General features: G+C 71.8%; 24 protein-coding genes, 1 tRNA gene and 1 pseudogene. 16 read left to right on the forward strand and 10 right to left on the reverse strand.

All coding sequences use genetic code 11. The features are described 5' to 3' along the window. Positions 1-107 precede the first annotated feature (107 nt). The 4 genes from mshC to AB8735_RS09180 all read right to left on the reverse strand — a co-directional run bounded on the left by mshC (position 108) and on the right by AB8735_RS09180 (position 3,605). Complete coding sequence (mshC, locus tag AB8735_RS09165; RefSeq protein ID WP_372406562.1) at positions 108-1,337, reverse strand: cysteine--1-D-myo-inosityl 2-amino-2-deoxy-alpha-D-glucopyranoside ligase; 1,230 nt, start codon at positions 1,335-1,337, stop codon at positions 108-110. Between the two features lie 102 nt (positions 1,338-1,439). Then, positions 1,440-2,267 carry an SCO1664 family protein gene (locus AB8735_RS09170; RefSeq protein ID WP_344024974.1) on the reverse strand — a complete coding sequence of 276 codons (828 nt, stop codon included), beginning with the start codon at positions 2,265-2,267 and terminating at the stop codon, positions 1,440-1,442. Continuing rightward, positions 2,231-2,821, reverse strand: coding sequence for a DUF3090 domain-containing protein (locus AB8735_RS09175; RefSeq protein ID WP_344024973.1), 591 nt, complete (start codon positions 2,819-2,821; stop codon positions 2,231-2,233). The genes AB8735_RS09170 and AB8735_RS09175 overlap by 37 nt, the downstream gene beginning before the upstream one ends. 94 nt (positions 2,822-2,915) lie before the next feature. Beyond that, the gene (locus AB8735_RS09180) at positions 2,916-3,605 is read right to left on the reverse strand and encodes a histidine phosphatase family protein (RefSeq protein ID WP_372406564.1); all 690 of its coding nucleotides are present in this window, start codon (positions 3,603-3,605) and stop codon (positions 2,916-2,918) included. Positions 3,606-3,656: 51 nt separating this feature from the next. On the opposite strand from AB8735_RS09180, the gene AB8735_RS09185 reads away from it, so the two are divergent. After that, entirely contained in the window at positions 3,657-4,640 is a 984-nt protein-coding gene (locus AB8735_RS09185; protein WP_372406566.1) for a magnesium and cobalt transport protein CorA, read from the forward strand. 16 nt (positions 4,641-4,656) lie between these two features. Here AB8735_RS09185 and AB8735_RS09190 read toward each other — a convergent pair whose 3' ends face one another. Further along, positions 4,657-5,442, reverse strand: a complete 786-nt coding sequence (locus AB8735_RS09190; RefSeq protein ID WP_372406568.1) for a ferritin-like domain-containing protein — start codon at positions 5,440-5,442, stop codon at positions 4,657-4,659. Positions 5,443-5,687: 245 nt separating this feature from the next. After that, complete coding sequence (locus tag AB8735_RS09195; protein WP_344024965.1) at positions 5,688-6,737, reverse strand: LLM class F420-dependent oxidoreductase; 1,050 nt, start codon at positions 6,735-6,737, stop codon at positions 5,688-5,690. Between the two features lie 121 nt (positions 6,738-6,858). Between AB8735_RS09195 and AB8735_RS09200 the strand changes: the two genes are divergently transcribed. After that, positions 6,859-7,842 carry an aldo/keto reductase gene (locus AB8735_RS09200; RefSeq protein WP_344024963.1) on the forward strand — a complete coding sequence of 328 codons (984 nt, stop codon included), beginning with the start codon at positions 6,859-6,861 and terminating at the stop codon, positions 7,840-7,842. Further along, the gene (locus AB8735_RS09205) at positions 7,839-10,115 is read left to right on the forward strand and encodes a helix-hairpin-helix domain-containing protein (protein ID WP_372406571.1); all 2,277 of its coding nucleotides are present in this window, start codon (positions 7,839-7,841) and stop codon (positions 10,113-10,115) included. Before AB8735_RS09200 ends, AB8735_RS09205 begins: the two co-directional genes overlap by 4 nt. Positions 10,116-10,127: 12 nt before the next feature. Here the strand turns inward: AB8735_RS09205 and AB8735_RS09210 are convergent, their stop codons facing one another. Continuing rightward, the gene (locus AB8735_RS09210; RefSeq protein WP_372406573.1) at positions 10,128-10,880 is read right to left on the reverse strand and encodes a hypothetical protein; all 753 of its coding nucleotides are present in this window, start codon (positions 10,878-10,880) and stop codon (positions 10,128-10,130) included. Positions 10,881-10,927: 47 nt separating this feature from the next. Between AB8735_RS09210 and AB8735_RS09215 the strand changes: the two genes are divergently transcribed. Beyond that, positions 10,928-11,116, forward strand: coding sequence for a DUF5703 family protein (locus tag AB8735_RS09215; RefSeq protein ID WP_344032000.1), 189 nt, complete (start codon positions 10,928-10,930; stop codon positions 11,114-11,116). A 111-nt stretch (positions 11,117-11,227) separates the two neighbouring features. Here AB8735_RS09215 and AB8735_RS09220 read toward each other — a convergent pair whose 3' ends face one another. The 3 genes from AB8735_RS09220 to AB8735_RS09230 form a co-directional block, all read right to left on the reverse strand. Then, positions 11,228-12,112 carry a chaplin gene (locus AB8735_RS09220; RefSeq protein ID WP_372406574.1) on the reverse strand — a complete coding sequence of 295 codons (885 nt, stop codon included), beginning with the start codon at positions 12,110-12,112 and terminating at the stop codon, positions 11,228-11,230. Between the two features lie 157 nt (positions 12,113-12,269). Then, positions 12,270-12,503: a chaplin gene (locus tag AB8735_RS09225; protein WP_372406576.1), complete on the reverse strand. Its 234-nt coding sequence runs from the start codon at positions 12,501-12,503 to the stop codon at positions 12,270-12,272. 174 nt (positions 12,504-12,677) lie between these two features. After that, positions 12,678-14,003, reverse strand: a complete 1,326-nt coding sequence (locus AB8735_RS09230; RefSeq protein ID WP_344032006.1) for a M20/M25/M40 family metallo-hydrolase — start codon at positions 14,001-14,003, stop codon at positions 12,678-12,680. A gap of 217 nt (positions 14,004-14,220) precedes the next feature. On the opposite strand from AB8735_RS09230, the gene AB8735_RS09235 reads away from it, so the two are divergent. The 12 genes and pseudogenes from AB8735_RS09235 to AB8735_RS09290 all read left to right on the forward strand — a co-directional run. Beyond that, positions 14,221-14,308 (forward strand) — tRNA-Leu (locus tag AB8735_RS09235). A 535-nt stretch (positions 14,309-14,843) separates the two neighbouring features. Then, complete coding sequence (locus AB8735_RS09240; protein ID WP_372406578.1) at positions 14,844-16,037, forward strand: helix-turn-helix domain-containing protein; 1,194 nt, start codon at positions 14,844-14,846, stop codon at positions 16,035-16,037. Between the two features lie 111 nt (positions 16,038-16,148). Beyond that, positions 16,149-16,538 (forward strand): hypothetical protein, encoded by a 390-nt coding sequence (locus AB8735_RS09245; RefSeq protein ID WP_372406579.1) that lies wholly within the window; start codon positions 16,149-16,151, stop codon positions 16,536-16,538. Further along, complete coding sequence (locus AB8735_RS09250; protein ID WP_372406580.1) at positions 16,535-16,720, forward strand: hypothetical protein; 186 nt, start codon at positions 16,535-16,537, stop codon at positions 16,718-16,720. The genes AB8735_RS09245 and AB8735_RS09250 overlap by 4 nt, the downstream gene beginning before the upstream one ends. Next, positions 16,717-16,959, forward strand: coding sequence for a hypothetical protein (locus tag AB8735_RS09255; RefSeq protein ID WP_372406582.1), 243 nt, complete (start codon positions 16,717-16,719; stop codon positions 16,957-16,959). The genes AB8735_RS09250 and AB8735_RS09255 overlap by 4 nt, the downstream gene beginning before the upstream one ends. 256 nt (positions 16,960-17,215) lie before the next feature. After that, positions 17,216-17,353 carry a hypothetical protein gene (locus AB8735_RS09260; protein ID WP_372406584.1) on the forward strand — a complete coding sequence of 46 codons (138 nt, stop codon included), beginning with the start codon at positions 17,216-17,218 and terminating at the stop codon, positions 17,351-17,353. 48 nt (positions 17,354-17,401) lie between these two features. Continuing rightward, complete coding sequence (locus AB8735_RS09265) at positions 17,402-17,524, forward strand: hypothetical protein (protein ID WP_372406585.1); 123 nt, start codon at positions 17,402-17,404, stop codon at positions 17,522-17,524. Between the two features lie 15 nt (positions 17,525-17,539). Continuing rightward, complete coding sequence (locus AB8735_RS09270; RefSeq protein WP_372406586.1) at positions 17,540-17,788, forward strand: hypothetical protein; 249 nt, start codon at positions 17,540-17,542, stop codon at positions 17,786-17,788. A gap of 200 nt (positions 17,789-17,988) precedes the next feature. Beyond that, positions 17,989-18,906, forward strand: a complete 918-nt coding sequence (locus tag AB8735_RS09275; protein ID WP_372406587.1) for a radical SAM/SPASM domain-containing protein — start codon at positions 17,989-17,991, stop codon at positions 18,904-18,906. Between the two features lie 21 nt (positions 18,907-18,927). Beyond that, positions 18,928-19,746, forward strand: a complete 819-nt coding sequence (locus tag AB8735_RS09280) for a protein kinase (RefSeq protein ID WP_372406588.1) — start codon at positions 18,928-18,930, stop codon at positions 19,744-19,746. 418 nt (positions 19,747-20,164) lie between these two features. Beyond that, positions 20,165-20,326 carry a hypothetical protein gene (locus AB8735_RS09285; protein ID WP_372406589.1) on the forward strand — a complete coding sequence of 54 codons (162 nt, stop codon included), beginning with the start codon at positions 20,165-20,167 and terminating at the stop codon, positions 20,324-20,326. Positions 20,327-20,474: 148 nt separating this feature from the next. Next, a pseudogene (locus AB8735_RS09290) lies at positions 20,475-20,899 on the forward strand (transposase); the annotation flags it as partial. Positions 20,900-20,902 lie beyond the last annotated feature (3 nt).

Below are 20,902 nucleotides of genomic sequence, written 5' to 3' on the forward strand. Positions count from 1 at the left end.
ACTCCGTCAACTCCACTGCAACGCGTACCGCTTGGCGGGCGGAAAGGGAGACGAAAAAGAGGTGCCCGCCGCTGTGACAGCGGCGGGCACCCCGGGGTCGGACGGCGTCAGAGCGCCACGCCGAGCAGTGCGTCCACGGTGCGCGACACCAGGCCGGGCGCGCCCTCGTCCGTACCGCCGCCGGCGGCCTGGGCGGCGGCCCAGCGGTCCACCGCGGCCAGCGCGGCGGGGGCGTCGAGGTCGTCGGCGAGGGCCTCGCGGACCTCCGCCAGCAGGGCGTCGGCGGACGGGCCGTCGGGGCGGGAGACCGCCGCGCGCCAGCGGCCGAGGCGCTCCACGGCCTCGGCGAGGACGGCGTCGGTCCACTCCCAGTCGGCCCGGTAGTGGTGGGACAGCAGGGCCAGGCGGATGGCCGCCGGGTCCACGCCCTCGCGGCGCAGGGCCGAGACGAAGACCAGGTTGCCCTTGGACTTGGACATCTTCTCGCCGTGCAGCGCGACCATGCCCGCGTGCACATAGGACTTGGCGAAGGGGTGCTCGCCGGTGAGCGCCTGGGCGTGCGAGGCGCCCATCTCGTGGTGCGGGAAGATCAGGTCGGAGCCGCCGCCCTGGACGTCGAAGCCCATGCCGAAGTGCTCCAGGGCGATGGCGACGCACTCGATGTGCCAGCCGGGGCGGCCGGGGCCGAGCGAGGCGCCGTCCCAGCTGGGCTCGCCCGGGCGGGCGGCCATCCACAGCATCGGGTCGACCGGGTTCTTCTTGCCCGGGCGGTCCGGGTCGCCGCCGCGCTCGGCGGAGAGCAGGCGCATGGCCTCGGCGTCCAGGCCGGAGACCTCGCCGAAGTGGGCGTCGGAGGCCACCGAGAAGTAGATGTCGCCTTCGAGCTCGTAGGCGGCGCCGGCGTCGCGCAGCCGCTCCACGAGCGGGACGATCTTGGGTATCGACTCCACGGCGCCCACGTAGTGGCGCGGCGGCAGGAGCCGCAGTGCGGTCATGTCCTCGCGGAAGAGGGCCGTCTCGCGCTGGGCGAGGGCCTCCCAGTCGTCACCGTTGGCGGCGGCCCGCTCCAGCAGCGGGTCGTCGATGTCGGTGACGTTCTGGACGTAGTGAACCTGCCGCTTGGTGTCGAGCCACACGCGCTGCACCAGGTCGAACGCGTTGTAGGTCGCCGCGTGCCCCATGTGGGTCGCGTCGTAGGGCGTGATGCCGCAGACGTAGAGGCGGGCGACGGGGCCGGGGACGAGGGTCACCCGTCCGCCGGTCGCGGTGTCGTGGATCCGGAGGTCGCGGCCACTGCCGGGCAGGGCGGGAACCTCAGAAGCGGGCCAGGCATGCATGTCCTGAGCGTAACCGGACGCACGTTCCGGATACGAACCGGACCGACGGAATCCCGGAAGCGGAGGCCGCCGCTCCGGAGATCGGAGAGAGCCCGGAGGGGCTCAGACCGGTGGCCAGGGGATCGCCGGCCACTGACCGCTGGGCTCCCTGTGCCGCCCGGTGCGCAGGAGGTCCGCCACCCGGGCCCGCAGGGCGCCGATCTCGGCCGGGGTGATGAGCTCCGCCAGCCGGTCGGCCAGTGGGCTTCCTTCGGCCAGATCGGCCGAAAGTCGCCGTAGGGCCTCCAGGGCCTCCCCGGTCAGCGGCTCGCCCGCCCAGCCCCACAGCAGGGTGCGCAGCTTGTCGTCCGCGTTGAAGGTCACACCATGGTCGATGCCGTAGAGCCGGCCGTCGGCCGAGGGCAGCAGGTGACCGCCCTTGCGGTCACCGTTGTTGATCACCGCGTCGAGGACGGCCAGCCGGCGCAGCCGCTCGTCGTCGGCGTGCACCAACAGCGCGGTGCGGTCCTCCCCCACGTCCGCGTACCCGACGGCCTTCCAGCCGGGGCCGGGCTCCTCGCCCTCGACCAGGGCCAGCAGCCGCTCCTGGGCGGCGCTGTCGGGCACCTCCACCCACAGCTGGCACATGCCCCGCCCGTACGGGCCGTCGCGCAGCACCGTGGGCGGGACCAGGCCCCAGCCCATGGCCTCGGAGAGCTCGTAGGCGGCCACCTCGCGCTGCGCCAGCGTGCCGTCCGGGAAGTCCCACAGCGGGCGTTCCCCGGCCTCGGGCTTGTAGACGCAGGCGGCGCTCACGCCCTCGTACGCGACCGTGCAGTAGAGCACGGCGTTGGACGCCTCACGGATCCGGCCGCGGACCGTCAGCTCGCCCTTGGCCAGGAGCTCCTGCGGGCTCACGCCCCGCGGCGGTATCCGTTCTGGCGCGGACATACATGTCCCTCCGGGTCGAGCGGCAGGCTGCACAGCGGGCAGGGCGGGCGGCCGGCGTTGACGATCTCCAGGGCGCGCTTGGCGAAGGAGCGGGCCATGGTGCCGGTGATGCGCACCCGCAGCATGGGCGGGCCGTTGGTCTCGTCCTGGAGGAGCCGCTCCTCCGCCGCCGCGAGGTCCTCGTCGGTGTCGGCCTCCAGCTCGACGAGGGCCTGGGCCTCGACGACCATGCGCTGCCCCTCGCCGTCCCAGGCCAGGGCCATGGTGCCGACCCGGAACTCCTCCTCGACGGGGGTCTCCAGGGGCGCGGTGTCGGCGAGTTCGGTGGGGGCGACGGCCGGGACCGGGGCGTTGCCGCCGGTGCGCCGCACGACCTCGTCCAGCAGCTCGTCGATGCGCTCCGCCAGCGCCTCGACCTGGGCCTTCTCCAGCGCGACGCTGGTGGTGCGGCCGGCCGCGGTCGCCTGGAGGAAGAAGGTGCGGCGGCCCGGCAGCCCGACCGTCCCGGCGACGAACCGGTCCGGCGGATCGTAGAGAAAGACCTGACGGGACAACGTCCTGCTCCATTGGTCGGGGTCGGTCAGCGGTCCGGTGCGGGCCGGGAGCACGGGGTGCGCGCCCGCGCCACCACCCTACTGCGCACGGCGATCACGGTGCCCCCGCACCGCCCCCGACCGCGGAGTCCCCCGCGCCCGGGGCGTCCTCGTGCGGGGCCAGGCCGGCGAGCTCGCCGGTGTCGCCCAGGCGCAACAGGTAGGGCCGCAGCCGGGTGTAGCGGATCGCGGTGACCGAGCAGGGGTCGGCGTGGATCCGCTGGAAGTGGTCGAGATGCAGGCCGAGGGCGTCGGCGACGACGGACTTGATGATGTCCCCGTGGGAGCACATCAGATAGACGGCTTCGGGGCCGTGCTCCCGCTCGATCCGCCCGTTCCACTCGCGGACGGCGTCGACGGCGCGGGCCTGCATGGCACGGATCGACTCGCCGCCGGGGAAGGCGGCGGCGGAGGGGTGCTGCTGGACGACGGCCATCAGCGGGTCCTCGCCCAGCTCGGCGAGCTTGCGGCCGGACCAGTCGCCGTAGTGACACTCGCCGATCCGCTCGTCGGTGTGCAGCGGCAGCTCCGGCCGGGCGGCGGCCAGCGGGGCCAGGGTCTCGCGGCAGCGCTGGAGGGGGCTGGTGACGGCGGCGGCCAGCGGCACGTCCCGCAGCCGCCCGGGCAGGGCCGCCGCCTGGGCGGTGCCGCGCGCGTCGAGGGCGACGCCGGGGGTCCATCCCGCGAGCACGCCGCCGGTGTTGGCGGTGGACCGGCCGTGCCGGACCAGGATCAGGGTGGGCATGGGCGCCAGCCTACGACGGGCCGCCGGCGGCCGGGGGTGGAGAATGCCCGCGTGATCGTGGACTTCGCCCTCTACCGGGACGGCCGCCGCTCCGCGGCACCGGCCGACTTCTCCGACGCGCTGGACCTGGCGCGGGCGGAGGGGAACGCGTTCCTCTGGGTCGGCCTGCACGAGCCGACGGAGGCCGAGCTCTCGCTGGTGACCAGCGAGTTCGCGCTGCACCCGCTGGCCGTCGAGGACGCGGTCAAGGCGCACCAGCGGCCCAAACTGGAGGTCTACACGGGCTCGTTGTTCGTCGTCCTCAAGCCCGTGGTGTACGACGACGCGGCGGACACCGTGACCACCGGCGAACTGATGCTGTTCCTCGGCGACTCCTTCGTGGTGACCGTCCGGCACGGCGAGGGCAGCCCGCTCGCGGGGGTCCGGGCGCGGCTGGAGGAGGACCCGGAACTGCTGCGGCGGGGGCCGACGGCGGTGCTGTACGCGGTGGGCGACGCGGTGGCGGACCAGTACACGGAGGTCGCGGCGCGGCTCCAGGACGATCTGGACGAGCTGGAGACCGAGGTGTTCGCGCCGTTGGGGGCCGACAACCGGAACATCGCCATGCGGATCTACGGCTTCAAGCGCCAGGTCGTCGAGTTCCGGCGGGCCACGGTGCCGCTGGCCGACCCGGTGGCCCGACTGGCCGGGGCGCCGCTGCCATTCGTCGACGACTCCGCGCGGCCGTTCTTCCGCGACGTGGGCGACCACCTGGCGCGGGCGAACGAGGCCGTGGAGGCGCTGGACCGGCTGCTCACGGACATCCTCTCGGCCCATCTGGCACAGATGGGCGTCCAGCAGAACGACGACATGCGCAAGATCTCGGCGTGGGCGGCGATGGCGGCCGTCCCCACGATGATCGCCGGGATCTACGGGATGAACTTCGCGCACATGCCCGAACTGCGCCAGCCCTGGGGGTATCCGGCGGCGCTCCTGCTGATGGGCGGGGTGGTCATCGGGCTGCACCGGTGGTTCAAGCGCCGTGGGTGGCTGTGAGGTTGAGCGGTGCCGTTCAGGCGCACTCGGCCGAAGGGCCGCCGCCGCCCAGCGCGTTGCGCCGCTCCGGCATGCGCAGGCGGGCCATCCGCCGCCAGCCGCCGAGCCGTTCGGCGGTGTGCAGCGCGTGGATCCCGGCGGTGAGCGCCGCGGACTTGGCCCCGGGCCAGCCCAGGATGCGGCCCATGCGGACCGTCACGGCGAGGCCGACGTCCCGGTGGACCCCGGTCTCGGCGAGGGCGCTCTCGCGCAGCACGGCGCGGATCACGGGGCCGTGCCCGGCCGCGGCCAGCCGCAGCAGTTCCTCGTGGCAGTAGGCGAGGTGGTCGGTCTCGTCGCGGCAGATCATCCGGATCGCCCGGCCGACCTCGGGGTGGTCGCCGAAGTGACGGTCGAGCAGCCGCATCTGCTCGGCGGCGCGCTGCTCGGTGACGCGGCTGTGGGCGAGGTAGGTGATGATGTCCCGCTCGGTCAGCGGCTCGTCGCGGCGCAGCCTGTCGTGCGGCAGGCCGATGCCCCGGCGTTCGAGGAGCATGGTGTAGTCGGCCTCCGGGGGCACCTCGACGGGTTCCAGCCCGCGCTTGCGCAGCAGGGCCAGGAAGATCCGGCCGTGCTTGTCCTCGTCCGCGCCGTGCCGGGCGATCTTGGGGGCGAGGGCGCGGAACCGCTCGGGGACCAGGGCGGCGATGCGGCCGTTCTCCCAGCCGCCCTGCGCCTCGCCGCCGGCGGCGATGGAGCAGAACAGCCGGTACGACGCGTCGTCGTCGAGGATCTCCTGGAACAGACTTCTGGCCGTGAGCATGGCCCTCACCTCCGGATGGGCCTCAGTCAAGTGCCGCGGCGAGGGGGGCGCCAGCCGGGACCGCCCGTGCGCTCCGCCGAACGGCGGACGGCGCGCGGGCGGCGGCTTCCACCGGGCGGTCCGCCGGGCGCCGCGCCCGGCGCGTAACCCCGGCGGCGTACGGGCCGTTGTGCTCGGTGTCGGCCGTGGCGGGGAAGACACCCCCGAGCCCCCACCACGGCCGCCGGACCCCCTCCATCGGCGGGTCAGGCGAGCCCGGCCCGCTCCACCGCCTCGACACCGGCCCGCAGGCCCGCGATCCGCTCCTCCAGCGTGAAGCCCGCGGGGGTCAGCGACAGGGTGGTGACCCCGGCCTCCGCGTAGGCCCGCATCCGGTCGGCGATGCGCTCGACGGGGCCGAGCAGCGAGGTCTGGTCGATCAGCTTCCGGGGGACCGCGGCCGCGGCGCCGGCCTTGTCCCCGGCGAGGTACTTCTCCTGGATCTCGGCCGCTTCCTTCTCGTAACCCATGCGCTGCGCAAGCTTGTTGTAGAAGTTCTGCTTGGCGCTGCCCATGCCACCGACGTACAGGGCGGTGTACGGGCGGAAGATATCGGCCAGGGCGTCGACGTCGTCGCCCAGGGCCAGCGGGACGGTCGGGACGAGGTCGAAGCCGTCCATGTCCTTGCCCGCCTTGGCGCGGCCGGCCCGGATCGAGCCGAGCGTGGTCTCCTCGGCGTGCTCGGGGGCGAAGAAGATGACGAGGGCGCCGTCGGCGATCTCGCCGGTCTGCTCCAGGTTCTTCGGGCCGATGGCCGCGATGTACAGCGGGATGTGCTCGCGGACCGGGTGGACGGTCAGCTTGATGGGCTTGCCGGGGCCGCCGGGCAGCGGCAGCGTCCAGTGCTCGCCCTCGTGGGTCAGGCGCTCGCGGGACATGGCCTTGCGGACGATCTCCACGTACTCGCGGGTGCGGGCCAGCGGCTTGTCGAACTTGACGCCGTACCAGCCCTCGGAGACCTGCGGGCCCGAGACGCCGAGGCCGAGGCGGAAGCGGCCGCCGGAGAGCGAGTCGAGGGTGGCGGCGGTCATCGCGGTCATCGCGGGGGTGCGGGCGGGGATCTGGAAGATGGCCGAGCCGACGTCGATCCGCTCGGTCTGCGCGGCGACCCAGGACAGGACGGTGGCCGCGTCCGAGCCGTACGCCTCGGCGGCCCAGCAGACCGCGTAGCCGAGCCGGTCGGCCTCGCGGGCGACCGCGAGGTTGTCCTCGTCCATCCCGGCGCCCCAGTAGCCGAGGTTGATTCCGAGTCGCATCCCGCTCTCCCTACCGATGAGTAACGTCGTCGTCGCGGGGGACTCTAGCGCGCCGACCTGCACCACGTCACCGGTCCGCCGCCCCTCGCCCGGCCGCCGGGGGCCAGTAGTCTCACCCGTCATGGAGCTAAGGCATGCGGGCCGCACGGGCCTGCGGGTGTCCCGGATCGGGCTCGGCACCCTCACCTGGGCCCGGGACACCGACGAGCAGGAGGCCGCCGAGCAGCTCAAGGTCTTCCACGAGGCCGGCGGGACGCTCGTCGACACCGCCGACGTGTACGCGGACGGCGGCTCCGAGTACCTGCTCGGCCGGCTCCTCGGCACCGTCGTCCCGCGCCGCGACCTGGTGATCTCCACCAAGGCGGGCAGCGTCCTGGACCCCGCCCACCGCGCCGACGGCTCGCGCGGCCACCTGCTCGCCGCGCTCGACGCCTCCCTGGCCCGGCTCGGCACCGACCACGTCGACCTCTGGCAGGTCCACGCCTTCGACCACGCCACACCGCTGGAGGAGACGCTCCAGGCGGTCGACCTGGCCGTCGCCAGCGGCCGGGTCCGCTACGCCGGCGTCTGCTCGTTCTCCGGCTGGCAGCTCGCGAAGGCCGCCACCTGGCAGCTGGCCGCGCCGGGGGCGCGGGTGCGGCTGGCCACGACGCAGATGGAGTACTCGCTGCTTCAGCGCGGCATCGAGCGCGAGGTGCTGCCCGCCGCGCTCGACCTGGGCGTCGGCCTCCTGCCCTCCTCGCCGCTGGGCCGGGGCGTGCTCACCGGCAAGTACCGCCGCGGCACCCCGCCGGGCTCCCGCGCCGCCTCGGAGCGGCTCTCGGCGTTCGTCGCGCCGTATCTGACGGAGCCCGCGCGCCGCGTCGTGGACGCCGTCGCCACGGCGGCCGACGGCCTCGCCGCGACGCCCCTGACGGTCGCCCTCGCCTGGGTCCGCGACCGCCCCGGCGTGACGGCCCCGATCGTCGGCGCCCGCACCGCGGACCAGCTCAGGGCGGCGTTGTCAGTGGAGAGCCTTAGTCTTCCGGACGAGATCTGCCGGGCGCTCGACGATGTGTCGGCCCCGGTGCACCACTATCCCGATCAGGACTGGAGCGAGCTGTGAACACGGACCGCCTCGAGGGCGAGGCCGCACCCGCGTCGACGGAGGACGGCGTGGTGGCGGAAGCGGGGGCGGCCGTGGAGGCCGCGGATACGGTGGACGCGGCTGCGGATACGGCGGACGTTCCGGCGCCGCAGGTCCCCGCCGCCGGGGACGGAGCACCGACGGCGGGGCGGCCGGACGGGCATCCCGCCGAGAGGGACGAGTCCGCCGCCCCGGCGGCGTCCGCGTCCCCGACGGGCAGAGCCGACGGAGTGGGCGCGGTCAACGCCCCGGGCCCCGCCGGCACTTCGGCGGACGCCGGGGCCGCCGCGCCGGAGGCGCCCGTCGAGCGCCCGGCGGGCGGCGCCGCGGAGGGCGCGCACAGCGACACCGCGCCCCCCGCGAGCGGCAAGCGCTCCCCCGTCGCCGAGGCGCTCGCCGCCGCCGTGCGGGCCGTCGAGAGCGGGGAGCGCTCCGCGGACTCGTTCTTCACCGAGCCGAAGCGGCCCCGGCCCGCGCCGCGGAAGCCCGTGGTGCGGGAGAGCCGGCCGCAGCCGATGGCGGAGCGGGCGGTGGAGCCCGTGGTGGACGAGGACGTCCTGGCCGGGGTGCGGCAGGTGCTGGCCGCCGGCGGGGCGCCGGAGCCGCTCGCGGCGGCGGCCGTCGCCGCGCTCGGCGAGCAGGCCGCGGCGGAGCTGCGCGAGGACCCCTGGCTGCTGCTGGGCGTCAAGGACGTGCGCCCGGAGCAGGCCGACGGGTTCGCCCGGGCGCTGCTGGGCTCCGCGTGCGGGCCCGGGGACGAGCGGCGGGCCCGCGCCCTGGTCGCCTGGCTGCTGGAGCGGGCCGCCCTGGCCGGGCACACCGTGCTGGAGTCCACGGCGCTGGGCGAGGAGCTCGCCCGGCGCTCCGTGCCCGCCCCGGAGGAGGCCGTGCAGGCCGCTGTCGCGGAGGGCGCGGTGCTGGCGTTCCAGGAGCCCCTCCGCGAGCCGGCCGAGGACGACGAGGAGGTGCCCGTCCGGCTGCTGCTCGGCCTCGACCGGTACGCGATGGCCGAGGAGAGCCTCGCCGACGGTCTGGGCCGCCTGCTCGGCACCCTCCCCGCGCAGGAGCAGCAGGAGGATCTCGACTGGGAGTCGGCCGCCGCCGCGGCCCCCTCCCCGTCGGCCGCCGAGCTGATCCGCGCGGTGGCCGTCTCCGGCCTGGTCGCGCACAGCGGCGGCGAGGCCGCCCGGGCCGAGCCCGCCGCGGTCGTCGCGGCGGCCCGCGCCCTGGGCCTGCGGGCGGCCGCCGCCGCGTTCACCGAGGACGGCCGCCGGCGCCTGGCGGCGGCGGGCGACGAGGGGGCGGTCGCCGTGGCCGGTCTGCTCTCCGGCCAGGAGGGCCCGGAGCGGGACGCCGAGGGGACGCTCGCGCTCGACGTCCTCGTCGTCCTGGACGCGCCCCGGCTCGACGTCGAGGCCGCCGCGATGCTGGTCGAGATGCTGGCGGACGGCACCCGACTGGTGCTGAGCGGCGACCCGGGAGTGCTCGGACCGGCGGGCCCCGGACGGGTGTTCGCGGACGTCCTGGCGGCCCGCCCCTGCCCGGTGGTCGTCTCCCGGACCCCGGACCCGGGCCCGATCGGCGAGCTGGTCTCCGGCATCGGGATCGGGGAGCTGACCCAGCCCGACGCCCCGGGCAAGGAGGTCGTGATCACGCCGGTGCGGGACGCGGGCGAGGCGGTGCACCGCACGGTGCAGCTCGTCGCCGACTCGGTGCCGCGCGCCTTCGGCGTGCCCCCGGAGGGCATCCAGGTGATCACCCCGGGCCACGGCGGCGCCGCGGGCACCCGCGCCCTCAACGCCGCGCTCAAGCAGCGGCTCAACCCCGGCCCGGGCCGCTTCGGCGGCTTCGACCCCGGGGACCGGATCGTCCACGTCCCCGCGCCGGGCCGGATCGTCCCCGGCACGGTCGTCTCGGCCGACGCCGAGGGGCTGCGCCTGGACTGCTCGGGCACCCCCGTCACCGTCCCGCCGTCCCGCACCGCCGACGAGGTGCGCCACGGCTGGGCCGTGACGGCCCATCAGGCGGCCGGGACGCGCTGGCCGGCCGCCGTCGTGGTGCTGCCGGGCGACGCGGCCGGGGCCCTCGACCGGCCCTGGGTCCATACCGCGTTCGGCCGCGGCGAGCGCCATCTGTCCGTGGTGCACGGCGCGGGCCAGGCCCTCGCCCGGGCCGTGGCCGAGCTCCCGGGGAAGGAGCGGAGCACCCGGCTGGCGTCCCTGCTCAAGGCACAGGCGCAGCCCGCCGGGTGAGCCCCGCGGGGGTCAACGCGCCGGTGCGCCGCCGGTGTCCGCGGCGGCGCCCCCGGCCCCGGCCTCCCCGTCGTCGACGTCCAGGTCCACGTCGTCCACATCGTCGCCGTCGTCCATGTCGTCGAGCCCGTCGAGCTCCTCGTCGAAGACGGCGCTGACGTCGAACCGGCACACCACCCGCTGCGGATCGGCCTGGTCGAACGGGGCGGACAGCCACTCCCCCGGCTCGGCGAGGTCGTCGGCCGCGGCCACCCACAGCGTGGAGTCGCCCTCCTCCAGGCCGAACTCCTTGTGCCGGGAGGCGATTTCATCCGGTTCGTACTCGCCGAAGAGCACCCCCAGCGCCGCGTGCACACTGCCCGCGGCACCTCCGGGCCCGGGCCGGTTCGAACCCAGCGACGGATCGGGGGCGTCGGGGTCGAGGTCGGCCACGCGCTGGGCCTGGGAGAGCAGCCGCTGCGGCTCGACGACCGCGTAGTCCCGGCGGATCAGCACGCTCAGCGCACTGGGTTCTTCGGGCCCCGCATAGGCGGGCAGGCTGTCGTCCCCGGGGATCTCGAACGGAGTGACCTCGTCGTAGGCGTCGTACAGCAGCTCGTCGTACGCCTCGGCTGCCGCGGCCAGTTCGTTGAACGCGGCGTAGACGGCCGGGTCGTCCTCTCCCGATCGGCGTTCGACGGCGTCGAGGTGGCGGTCCAGAGCGGCTTTGACCGCCTCGGCGGCGGCCCGTACCTCGGCAGCGGTTGGCTGCGCAGCATCAGACATAGTGCAGACGCTATCCGTACCGGGCCTGTTCCCGCACAATAGATGCGATGCCGGAATACGAATTCTGTGATGTGTATGTGCCGCGCGGGGTGTCCCGGGGTGCGGCGACCCGCCTCCTGACCGACCACGCCGAGTACGGGCACTGGGAGTTGGACCGACTCCGCCTCAACCCCGACGGCAGCCGAAGAGTGCGGCTGCGGCGCCGGATCATCCGTCAGCTGAAGGCCACCTGGTGACCGCACGGGCCGGATAACGGCACCGACCGGCCGGCGGAAAACACGGGGAAGCGGGCCCCGGCGCCTGGGGCCCGCTCCGCTTGCCGCTGTACTACCCGTGCTGCCCGGGGATCAGCCCTGCTGCCCGGCGCGCGCCCGGCGGTAGAGCATGGTGCCGCCGGCCAGCAGGGCCGCGCTCGCCGCGCCGGCCATGCCCAGCTGACCCGCGCCGGTGTGCGCGAGCTCGGTGGCCTTCTCCTCGAACGGGGTCGAGGCCGGGGCCGCGACCGGGTGCTCGGCGGGCCGGTGCCAGCCCTTCACCACCGGGGTGGCCGGGGTGACGGCGTGGTGACCGGGCTGGGCGGGCTTGTGCACCGAGTGCTCGGCGGGCGGGCTGTCGTGCCCGACCGGCGGGTGCTCGGCCGGCTTGGGCCCGGGGTGCCCGGTCGGCGGGTTGTGGTGCGCGGGCTCGTGGTGAGCCGGCGTACCGGGGTGGCCCGGCGTGCAGTGGTCGTCGTGCCCCTGCGGGTGGTGCTGCGGGCGGTGCTCACCGCCGTTGACACAGGTGTTGCCGGTGGCCGGGTTGCCCAGGCCGACGACGTCCACCGAGTTGCCGCAGGCGTTGACCGGCACGTGCACCGGCGCCTGGATGACGTTGCCCGAGACGACGCCGGGCGAGTTCGCCGCCGCGCCGTCGGCCTGGGCGCCGCCTTCGTGACGCCCCTGCCCGTGCTCACCGTGACCGGTGTGCCCGCCGTGCGCGTGGTGGCCGTGGCCGCCGTTCGCGCAGGTGTTGCCGGTCGCGGGGTTGAGCAGCCCCACGACGTTCACGGTGTTGCCGCAGACGTTGACCGGCACGTGCACCGGCGCCTGGACGGTGTTGCCGGACGCGACGCCCGGGGAGTGCGCGGCGGCACCCTGGGCGCCCGAGTCCGCGAACGCGTAGCCACCCGCGGCTGCGAGCACGCTGCTCGCCGCCGCCGCGGAAAGCAGGCCCTTTTTTGCGACCTGTCGCATTGCTTTGCCCCTCTGCTGCTTCTTGCCATACGGAACGCGTGCGGGCGCCGAGCCCGCACGCGGAGTCCGGGTCGAAAGCCCGGCGGCCCCGGGGCGCGTGGTGCGCACTCCCGGAGCCGCCCGGTTTGTCCATACCCTCACCCGGCGAGGGGCAACATCACTTGTTGATGCAGGTGTTGCCGATCGCGGGGTTGAGCAGGCCGACGACGTTGATCGTGTTGCCACACACGTCGACCGGCACCTTGACCGGAACCTGGATGACATTGCCCGAAACGACGCCGGGGCTGTTCACAGCAGCTCCCTGAGCGCCCCCGCTGGCGGCGGCCAGCCCCGCGCCCGCGAGCACGAGACCACCGGTGGCAGCCGCAGTGGCGACGACCTTCTTGAGCATTGGAGTTCCTCCTTGTTGGAATGCGGTCCCAGCCGCGGACCGCACACCCTGTAACGAGAGGAAGGTAATAGGGCTACGTAACCGTGGGACTGTTCACTCTTTCCGGCTAAGGAACGCCAACTCCCGCCAATCTGACACCTATTCAGGTCTTCGACGGTCCTCGATGATCGTCGATCAGCACTCGTCCAGGAACCGGTCGAGCACCCGCGCCCCGAAGGTCAGACCGTCGACCGGCACCCGCTCGTCCACCCCGTGGAACATGCCCGCGAAGTCGAGCTCGGGGGGCAGCTTGAGCGGGGCGAAGCCGAAGCAGCGGATGCCGAGGTCGGCGAAGGACTTGGCGTCGGTGCCGCCGGAGAGCATGTACGGCACGGCCCGCGCGATGGGGTCCTCGGCCCGCAGCGCGGTCTGCATGGCCGTGACGAGGTCCCCGTCGAAGCCGGTCTCCACGGCCTTGTCCGCGTGCACGTCCTCGCGCTTGACCCGGGGGCCCAGGATGCGGTCGAGGTCGGCGAGGAACTCCTCCTCGTACCCCGGCAGGAAGCGGCCGTCGACGTGCGCGGTGGCCTGCCCCGGGATGACGTTGACCTTGTAGCCGGCGCCGAGCATGGTCGGGGCGGCGCTGTTGCGCAGCGTGGTGCCGATCATCTTGGCGATGCCGCCGAGCTTGGCGAGGGTCGCCTCCATGTCCTCGGGGTCCAGCGGGGTGCCCAGCGCGTCGGACAGCTCGTCGAGGAACGAGCGTACGGTCTTGGTGACCCGCACCGGGAACTCGTGCCGCCCCAACCGGGCGACCGCCTCGCACAGTTCGGTGATCGCGTTGTCCGTGTTGGTCATCGAGCCGTGGCCGGCCGTGCCCTCCACGGTGAGCCGCATCCAGTGCATGCCCTTCTCGGCGGTCTCGATCAGATAGAGCCGCAGGTCCTCGTTGACCGTGAACGAGAAGCCGCCGACCTCGCCGATCGCCTCGGTGACGCCCTCGAACAGCCCGGGGTGCTTGTCCACCAGGTGGCGGGCGCCCCAGGTGCCGCCGGCCTCCTCGTCCGCGAGGAAGGCGAGGACGACGTCCCGCGGCGGCTTCCGCCCCGTCCGCATCCGGTCGCGGACGACCGCGAGGGTCATCGCGTCCATGTCCTTCATGTCGACGGCCCCGCGCCCCCATACGCACCCGTCGACGACCTCGCCCGCGAAGGGGTGGTGGGTCCAGTCGGCCGCGTCGGCCGGTACGACGTCGGTGTGCCCATGGATGAGCAGCCCGGGCCGCGAGCGGTCCTCGCCCTCGATCCGGGCGACGACCGAGGCCCTCCCCGGATGGGACTCGAAGATCTGCGGTTCGATCCCCACCTCGGCCAGCTTCTCGGCCACGTACTCGGCGGCGGCGCGCTCACCGGGCCCGGAGTGGTCGCCGTAGTTGCTGGTGTCGATGCGGATCAGGTCCCGGCAGAGATCCACGACCTCGTTCTCGGCGCCCGACGTGCCCGATGTGTGTTCCGCGCTCACACTGCCTCCTCTGGCTTCCTCGCGGGCCCGGGACGGGCCCACCGCCATCCTGCTACCCGTCGCACCCACCACCAAGGCCGCAATCCCGCCGTCACACTCCTGAAAGAACCGCTGGTCGGGCCGGGGCCGGGTGGACCGGTGGGGTGATCGAGCACCCTCGAAAGCCTGGTATTGTTTTCCATGTCGCCGCGGGAAACACCGCAGAGGCAAACACCTGGTCCGGGTGGCGGAATGGCAGACGCGCTAGCTTGAGGTGCTAGTGCCCTTTATCGGGCGTGGGGGTTCAAGTCCCCCCTCGGACACCAGCAGAGACCCCAGTTCATCTGGGGTTTTTCTGTTTCCTGGGCAGTGGCGTGACCAACCACGTGACCAACGGCCCAGCGATCATGCCCTTGGACCAGGGCGGACAGGCCGATCCGGCCCGCCCCGGAGGCGGCGAGCTTCCGCGCTCCGTCCTTCCGTGAGTGCCCGTACCTGCCCCTCGGCCCGGCCGGCCCCGGCTGTACGCGAGTCCGAAGGAGCTGCTGGAAGCCCGGGAAGAGCAGCTCGGCGAGGGCGGATTTCAGTGGGGGCAGCCACCGATGCGTCGCCCCCGAGTGCCCTGTCGTCCCGGGCCTGATCGAGCGGCCCGAGGTCGAGGAGTGGATGGCCTCGGTCGGGTACGGGTCGGACGACGACCCGGACCTCTTGGTCTACCTGGTGGTGGAGGGCGACGAAGGCTCGGTGCCCGCGGGGTTCGAGAAGCTCGTCTTCGAGGTCTAGCACAGGTCGTCAACCCACCGAAGAGCGCGGTTAATTCACCCCTCGGCGAGCTATGGCTAAGGCGCGTACGCTCGTGCTATGACGAGCGCTGGCGAACGAATCAGGATGGCGAGGAAGCTACGAGGGCTGACGCAAACGGAGCTGGCCGAGGCGTCAGGCGTGTCTGTGTCCGTGCTGCGTCGGCTGGAGAGGGGGGAACAAGAAGGCGCCCGGATGGAGACCTGGCGAAAATTTGCGACGGCACTGCGTATGCCGACCATGGATCTGGTTGGTAGCCGAAGCGAGGAAGATGAGGAGCCGACGGAGCCTTGGGAGGGCATCAAGAAGACGCTCAACACGCCCTCTGCGCTCTTGGACGCTCCCGATGATCCACCGACCGTAGAGGGCGTGTCCGAGGCGTTGGACGCCCTGACACCGTTGGTCGTGGATGACAGGTACCAGGACCTTGCGGCTGTCCTTCCTGCGCTGCTCCGAGACGCTGATGTCCTCGGTTCAGAGGGTCGAGAACTCCGGGTGCGGCTGCTCCAACGTGTCGGTTGGCTGCTGATCCACAACCGTCAGTTCAAGGCGGCGGAGGATGCGCTCACGCGGTCGTTGGACGAGGTCTCCGACAGGCTTCAGGCCGCGGTGACCATCGACTACATGTGCTGGTTGCTCCTGCGTCAGGGGCAGCTCGCGAAGGCCCGCGAGTTGGCCACTCAATGGGCCGATGACGCCGAACCAGTGCGTATGACCCGGGCTACGCCGGCTGAACTCGCCCTATGGGGGATCATGCTGGTACGGCTCTCCGGCGCCGCCGTCCGGGATAACCGTCTCGGGGAAGCCGAGGACGCCATGAGGTACGCCCGTGCTGCGGCTGAGGCGCTGGGACATGAGTGGAGGTTCCCGCCGCAGCTCAGCAACTCAACCTTCGGCCCCCTCACCGTCATGATGAAGACCGCGGAGAATGCGGGGCTCGCCGGGCAACACGCTGCCGTACTGCGACTCGGCGGGCAGATCGCCAAGCGCAGGAAAGTGCAAAGCTCCCGGTTCAAGGTCAAGCTGACGTCGAGCGACTGGAACAGGCATCGACTGGACGTCGCCAATGCGTATGCGCAATCCAACGAGTACGGCTCGTGCATGGAAGAGCTGTGCAACATCAGCCAACGTGCACCCGAGTGGTTGCCGAACCAGCAGTACGCACGCGACATCCTCGAACGGGTGATCGCAGAACGGCGCACGTTGACACTAGAGATGCGCGATCTAGCCTCTGCGGTCCGTCTGCCCCTGTAAACGATCACTCCGAGCACTTCGGATCTCTGGATACCCGAAGTGCTCGCGACAAGGCGTTCGCCCCCTCCTAGCGTGTCTCGGCACAGCCAATAGGAGGGGAAGGCGAGACAGTTGACCGATCTCGCGCGTCGTCGCAACATCGCGAACGCGTCCAGTGGGTACCCGGAGCAGACGCTCGTTGTCGCCTACGCGCTCATCCACGACGACGGCAAGCCGCACGTGGTGTTGAGCCGCCTTCGCGACCACGCCGAGGCCGAAGGCTGGGGCGTGTACGCCGAGTTCTTCGACTTCGGCGACATGACGAGCAGCCGGGCCAGCCGGCACTCCTGGCCGAAGGCCGAGCGCCTGCTCCAGGATCGGGATGTGACCGGTCTCGTGGCCCGGTGCGAGGACGAGATCGCGTTCTACCCGAAGGGCAAGGAGAGCCTCCAGAAGTGGCTTCACTCCCTGCCGGCGTTCGCGAAGTTCATCGGTGAGCCGCCGTCCGGGGTCGTGCGATGACCTTCCGGACCGGTTCGTGGGTGAAGGTCAAGGCGACCAAGAAGATCGGCAAGGTGGTCGAGCACAAGAACGGTCAGTTCCGCATCTCCGACGGGACCGACGTATGGGTGTGCGGCTCCGACGAGTTGACGTGGGCCTCCAAGGCGGAGATGCAGGCCGCCGGCCAATGGAGGACCAAGTGACGGTCTCCGAAAGCGACATCGGGCAGTGGGTCCGGACCAGCACCGGCCACGAGGGGATCCTCCAGGCCGTGATGCGCGATTGGGAGGACCCGTACGCCCCGTCCTGGGAGCGACGACGCTACGAGGACATGGCCTTCATCCGTCCCGAGCGGGGCGGCGTTGAGCGGATGGCGCCGGTGGAGACGGTGTCGGTCGTCCGTAAGGTCCCGTCGTCCGATAGCCGCGGGAGGCGACGATGAGGCCGGCCGGGCGGGTTTTACGCCGCTGGCCGCCCTGGCCTCGGCCCCGGCTCGTGCTGCGGACCCCGCTGGCGAGGGCGAAGAAGACCGTCGCCTCGTGGGAGGGGCGGCACCTCTTCCAGGGTGATTGCCTCGATTGCCAACTCAACATCAGTCTTCACTTCATGGCATCGGTCGAGGGGCATCACGATCTCGTGGAGATGGTGCACCGGGTCCAGGCCGAGCACTGCCTTGCTGAGCACCCGCGGGAGGAGGAATGAGCGAGGACGACCGCATGGACGGCCTCCTGGAGCGCGCGCTCCTCAAGCCGGATCCTGCGCCGCCCCTGCCAGAGCCAGCATGTGATCAAGGCGTGCAGGAAGGCATGTGGGGGAAGATCGATCGCCCCAACTGATCGTTCAGTGGTACCAGGTTCGCGTTTGCGGTCCTCGTGGGATTCGTCGTGGTGATCGCGGTGCTGCTCATCGTCCTGGGCTGGGCTGTGGTCGAAGCCACCAGTCCCCCCGACACCTCGCACTCGACCGTGCAGCCTGCGGTGCACGACACGGTCACGGTGCATCGGTAGCGTGGAGGAGACGACGTGAGGCTCGTACCGTTTCCCCGGCTTGTTGCCCGGTGCGGGAAGTGCCGGGATCTGGCCGAAGAGACAGTTGTCGCCGCCTTCCACCGCCTCACGCTTCGGGTCGAGTACCTGCGGGTGAAACTGGCCGATCACCTGGTGCACGGGCACGGGCTCACCCCGATCCCGGTACGGGCGGCCGATATCTCCGTGCCCGAGCCACCGAACGTGTTGATCACGCTGGACGGTGAGGTCTACCCGACCGGCTAGGACCGCCCGCTCCTAGACCCCTGCCTCCCGTACTTCCAGGGTTGTGCCCTGTTACGAGAGCGGGAGGCAGGGAAACGCCCGTCCGGCTGCACGGCAAGCCTGAAGGGCCCCAAGCTCCGCGTCACCGGGTGACGTTGGTCCTCGGTGACGCGGGTCAGTAAGTGCACCTGACCCACTTCAACGAGTGAAAGGGCACGGGCATGACGACCGCATCACCCGCCGAGCGGACCACCACTCAGTTCCTGTGGATGGACCTCACGCGGAAGTGCCAGCTCAACTGTACGCACTGCTACAACGCGTCGGGGCCTGAGGGCGACCACGGCACGATGACCCGGGAAGACTGGCTCACGCTCTTGGAGCAGGCCGCCGAGGCGGGCATCGAGCACGTCACCTTCATCGGCGGAGAGCCGACCATGCACCCGCACGCGATCGAGTTCGCGGACCGTGCCCTGGCGCTCAAGATGAGCGTTGAGGTCTACAGCAACTTGGTTCACGTGACGGACGAGTGGTGGACGCTGCTCCAGCGCGAGGGGATGTCCCTGGCCACGTCGTATTACTCGAACAAGGCTGCGGAGCACAACGAAGTTACCCGCCGTCCGAGTCACCCCCGGACCCGCGCCAACATCATCAAGGCAATCGAACTCGGCGTTGCGATCCGAGCCGGCATCGTCGGAGACGACGAGCAGATCATCGCGGCGACGAAGGCCGACCTGGAGGCGATCGGCGTCAAGCAGATCGGGGTCGATCGCATCCGAGAGTTCGGGCGGGCGCGCGGCGGCCAGGAGCCGGACACCGCCAACCTGTGCGGCGGTTGTGGTGAGGGCAGGGCCTCGATCGGCCCGACCGGGACAGTCTCCCCGTGCGTCTTCTCCACCTGGATGGGTGTCGGCAACGTCCACGAGGACTCGCTGAGCTCTATCCTGGACGGCCCTACTCTGGCTGAGGCCCTTGAGATCCTTCGGGCCGACTGGGGGAAGAAGGACAAGGACAACGACGGCCAAGGGCAGAAGCCATGTGGCCCTGACTGCGTCCCGAAGAACCCGTGTGACCCGAGGTGCAGCCCGAACGGATCGTGCCAGCCGGGGGCACCGGGCACCGAATGCCCGCCCAGGAACTGACGTAACCGAGGAGACCCGGCCATGGATGACCTGCCCGATGGCCACTTCAGGCACCTGATCTTCCCGTACACCGGCAAGGTCACCCATGTCCGGGTTCCGAAGCGGGGGTTCGGGTCCGACTTCGCCGCAGTCATCGACAGCGAGAAGGGGCGGTTCTTCGTCAAATCGATGTTCAACCATCCTGGGGGGAGGAAAGACTCCATCCTCCGGGAACAGGCGATCAACCCCTACGTACAGCCCCTCTCGCCCGCCCTGCTGTGGACCGTTGACGAAGACGACGCCGGATGGATCATCCTCGGTTTCGAGGCCATCGAGGAGCGCGGCCTCAACTTCGAGCCGGGCTCCCCGGATCTCCCCCTCGCCGTTGACCTCCTCAACCGGGCCGCGAACCTGGGGCTGCCCGACGTCGCACGGGACTGGACGGAAGAGCGATGGGACGCCTACGTGAGCAGCGCAGACGAGTTGGCGCTCCTCCGTGGTGACGCCCTGCTGCACACCGACATCAACCCGTCCAACCTGACAGCAGGGGTAGGAGGAGTGGGCTCGTGGATCATCGACTGGTCATGGCCGACCCGCGGGCCCGGCTTCATCGACCCGGCCTGTCTCGTCGTTCAGTTGATCTCCGCCGGCCACAGCCCCGAGTCCGCTGAGTCCTGGGCCGCCAAGTGCACCGCATGGGCGAACGCAGACCCGAAGGCGATCGACGTATTCGCCGTCGCCACTACGCGCATGAACCGTGCTATCGCCGAGCGGTATCCCGATGAGGCATGGCGCGGGGCCATGGCGGAAGCGGCTCAGGCATGGGTGGACCACCGGGGCATCGCTCAGGCAGAGCTGTAAGCCACCGGCCCCTCATGCCTGGAGCCCCGGCTACGGCCGGGGCTCCACCGCTGCCGGGGCTTCACGCTTCGCTGGGACCCCTCCGCCCGAAGCGGAGGTTTCTCACTGCCAGGGTGGCCATGAGGGAAAGCCCGATCACGGTGAGCCGGCCGCCGACTTCCCGGGCCAAGACCCACCCTTTTCGACGGAGCGCTTCAACGTCGCCTTCGGCGTCGCGGCCCAGACCGTCAGAGAGCTCGGGGGACCGCGGGTGCGAAGGGCCGCTCGTCCGCCGACACCTGGAAGTGTGGGAGGAAGAACAGGTTGAAGAGCGACGCAGGCAGGCCGCGCGGCGCCGTGCCGTGGAGAAGGCATTGGACGGGTTCGATGATGACTACGGCTTTCCCGGAGCGCCGTTTCCTGCCCTGGCGGTGAGCGCATGAGCGTCGAACTGTGCGGCCACTGCGGCCGCCCCGAGGAGGTCATCTGGGTTCTGCGGGCGAGCGGTGCCGACTACCGCCGAGTCTCCTGCCCCAACTGCGTCCCGCACGCCGATGATGAACCGTCCCCCGAGAACGCCCAGGACCCGCTAGTGCTGTGACCGCAAAGGTTCGCCGGGTTGGTGGTCGTGGCGGTTGGATGGGCGGTGACGTCCGTTCCGACCGCTGGAGGTGTGGTGGCTGAGCCTGTGCGGGTGCGCAGACTGACCGGCCAGGAGGGGCAGAAGCTGCAGCAGATCGTGCGCCGGGGTGTGGGGCGTCAACCGCCGCCGCAAAGGCACCGCCAACACTCTTGCCGCGCTGACGTCGATCCGCGCCGCCCGGCCCGGCGGCGCCCCGGTCTACGTGATCCTGGACAACCTGTCGGCCCACAAAGGCGCCGACATCCGTCGCTGGGCGAAGAAGAGTAGGTCGAGCTGTGCTTCACCCCGACCTACGCCTCGTGGGCGAACTCGATCGAGGCGCACTTCGGACCGCTGAGGCAGTTCATCCTGGCCAACTCCAACCACCGCAGTCACCCCATGCAGACCCGGGCCCTGCACGCCTACCTACGCTGGCGCAACGCCAACGCCCGCCACCCTGACGTGCTCGCCGCCCAGCGCTGGGAACGCGCCCGCATCCGCAGCGAGAAGGGTATCTGCTGGGGCGGACGCCCCCTCACCTCCGCCGCCTGAATC

It is taken from the genome of Streptomyces luteireticuli, from assembly GCF_041519305.1.
Classification (GTDB): Bacteria; Actinomycetota; Actinomycetes; order Streptomycetales; family Streptomycetaceae; genus Streptomyces; species Streptomyces luteireticuli.